At 34.1% G+C, this 2788-nt stretch carries 4 protein-coding genes; all 4 read right to left on the minus strand.

What is annotated here, in order from left to right; genetic code table 11:
• The coding region (locus tag VLC96_RS05740; protein ID WP_325261249.1) for an NAD(P)H-dependent flavin oxidoreductase at positions 1-880 on the minus strand (880 nt) is incomplete at its 3' end.
• 110 nt (positions 881-990) lie between these two features.
• Positions 991-1515, minus strand: a complete 525-nt coding sequence (locus VLC96_RS05745) for a YceI family protein (RefSeq protein ID WP_325261250.1) — start codon at positions 1513-1515, stop codon at positions 991-993.
• A 94-nt stretch (positions 1516-1609) separates the two neighbouring features.
• A complete protein-coding gene (locus VLC96_RS05750) occupies positions 1610-2182 on the minus strand; it encodes a Crp/Fnr family transcriptional regulator (RefSeq protein WP_325261251.1) in 573 nt (190 codons plus the stop codon).
• 179 nt (positions 2183-2361) lie between these two features.
• Complete coding sequence (locus VLC96_RS05755) at positions 2362-2718, minus strand: helix-turn-helix domain-containing protein (RefSeq protein WP_325261252.1); 357 nt, start codon at positions 2716-2718, stop codon at positions 2362-2364.
• Positions 2719-2788 lie beyond the last annotated feature (70 nt).

Consider the following 2788-nt stretch of genomic DNA (forward strand, 5'->3'; position numbering starts at 1 on the left):
TTTTCAATTCTTCGGTAAGTCTGTTTCTGATTCCTCTTGATAGTCGTCCAGTGAATACTTTTGTGAGTGTTGTGTATTTAGCGTCTTCTGTAAATAATTTGTCCTTATGGTCTTGTGAAGCATTGGATTCCGATGTTGCCAAAAAAGCAGTACCCATTTGTACGGCATCAGCACCCAAAGCCAATGCAGCTTTTATACCTCTTGCATCAGCTATCCCTCCGGCTGCAATTATTGGAATTTTTACATTGTCTGCTACTTGTGGAATTAGTGAAAATGTTCCTGTCAATGAATCTTCTGCCGACCTTAAAAAAGAAACTCTATGTCCACCTGCCTCAAATCCTGTAGCAACTATTGCATCCACTCCAGCATTTTCTATTGCGATTGCTTCATCAAGTGTTGTTGCTGCACCAACTGTTTTAATTCCAAGCCGTTTACATTTTTCTAAAATGTCTGGTGAAGGAATACCATAAACAAAACTAAAAATTGCTGGTTTTGCTTCATAAATAGCTTCGATTTGTTCTTCAAAATTAGCGCCAAGATTAGTTGGTTTTTCAGGTATTGCCAAACCTAATTCATTAAAATAAGGCTTAAATAATTCTGTAAGTTTATTGTAGTCATCATCATCAAAAGTTGACAGTCGAGTATCTCTGTCGTTAACCCACAAATTGATATTGAAAGGTTTGTTCGTAAATTTTCTTATTTCATTACAGGTTTCAATAATTTCCTTTGAAGAAAACGGTTGACCGCCAAACGAACCTAATGCCCCTGCGTTTGAAACGGTGCTTGTAAGTTCTACAGAGGATAGTCCACCACCAAACGGACCTTGAACTATTGGGTAATCTATTCCTAACAGTTTAGTGAATTTTGTTTTATTCCACATAGCCTTATTTTAAATGTTGATTGATTAATAAAAGCGGAAAGTGATGTGCTTGTAACATTTGCTAAAAAAATTGACTTTATCACATCCCGCCTTTTCATAGTGGTTATTGCTTATAACTGTCCAACAAGTTTGAACTGTAAAACAAAATTGTCATAGATTAATTTGTCTCCCAAATTATCAATAAATTTTCCCGAGCCATACCGAATGTTGTATAGTGTTCTATCAATAACAATTTCGCCTAGTGAGTGAAGAAAGTCTGTAAAAACTTCTACAGTTGAAATAAAATTAACGGGATGAGATATGTCTTTAATTGTAAGAATTCCGCTTGTCTCAAATTTATTTTGCTCAATTTGTTTTGCACTAGTGATTACAAGTTTTGATGTGCCAAACTTATCTACCGCAAAGAAATCGTCATTTTTGAGGTGAGCCAAAAATTCATCGTGAGTTTTTTTGTCATCAATATCAGTAACTACAATTGATGCCATATCGATTTGAATCTCACCTCCTAAAATGTTATTGTTTTCTATTTCAATAAAGCCATTTGCTATATTGATGCTACCTGTATGTAGCCCTAAAACCTTTTTTCCAGTCCAGTTGACTGTACTGCTCGCTTGTTGAATTTGAAATTTTGCCATTTGATTTTAAATTAAAATTTATGGCACAAAGTTGTATCGGAATGATGGATTGCTAAAGGACATATGTCACAACTTTTATGTGATGTATGTCACACTATTTCGAGGCAGAATTAAGCCGACTCAATGTTTCCCTTGTTACTCCTAAATAGGAAGCAATAAGTTGTTTAGGGACTTTTTGAAATAGTTGAGGATATAATTGTAGTAATTGGTCGTATTTTTCTTTGGCGTTGTTGCTCAATAGAGAAAGTATCCGTTGTTGTAAAGCAACATTACGTTTATTGGTTTTCTTTCTAAAAAAGTGTTCTATTTTATGAAGTTCTGCACAAAGTTTTTCTCTGTTCTCAAATGATAAGCAAAGCAATTCGCTGTCTTCAATACAGTCAATATTTATGGTTGCTTTTGATTGATTGTAGTACGCTTCATAGTCAGTAATCCACCAGTCTTGCATTCCAAACGCCAAAATATGTTCTTTGCCATTTTTATCTGTAAAATATGATTTTAAGCAACCATCCAAAATGAAAAAATCGTTTGGCACATTTTCTCCTTCCTGAATTATAAATTGATGTTTTTTCAATTTTTTGTTTGTAAAATGCGACAAAACATAGTCAAACTCTTCGTCTGTTAGTTCGGTTATTTTTTCAATTTGCTGTCTTAAAATTTGGCTCATTAACTTTTTTGGAATTTGTTAGTCTGTTGTTATATGTTTATGTGTTTTCGTTAAGCTTAACAGGAACGCTCTGGTACTACAGCGGTTTGGATTAGCCAAATCATTCCAAATACAAAACCAACTTTCCATTAAGACAATTGCCTAAATCCGTTGTAGTAGCCTGTTAGTGATAGTGCTTTTCAGTAAGTTTGGATAAGTACATCAGTTGGAATATTTAATCTTTCATGCAATTGGCGAATCATTTCAAGTGATAACTTTCTTTTCTTATTTAGGATTTCGCTGGCCCGACTTTTTAAGCCAACTATATTAGCCAAATCGGTTTGATTATAGCCCATTTGTTCCATTCGAAATTTAATAGCTTCAATTGGATCAGGCAATCCAATAGGGAAGTGGTCATTCTCATATTGATTAATCAAAATTCCAAGCACTTCAAGTTCATCACCTTCTGGCGAACCTTTTTTTGCTTCAAAAATTATTTCAAGTCTTTCGAGTGCTTGATTATAATCTTTCTCTGTTTTTATTGGTTTAATTTCCATAGCTTTTAAATTTCGTTTGCGTTAATCTTGTCATATTCTGCATGCGTTCCAATGAATCGAATCCAAACCA

Source organism: Flavobacterium sp. (genome assembly GCF_035456085.1).
GTDB lineage: Bacteria > Bacteroidota > Bacteroidia > Flavobacteriales > Flavobacteriaceae > Flavobacterium.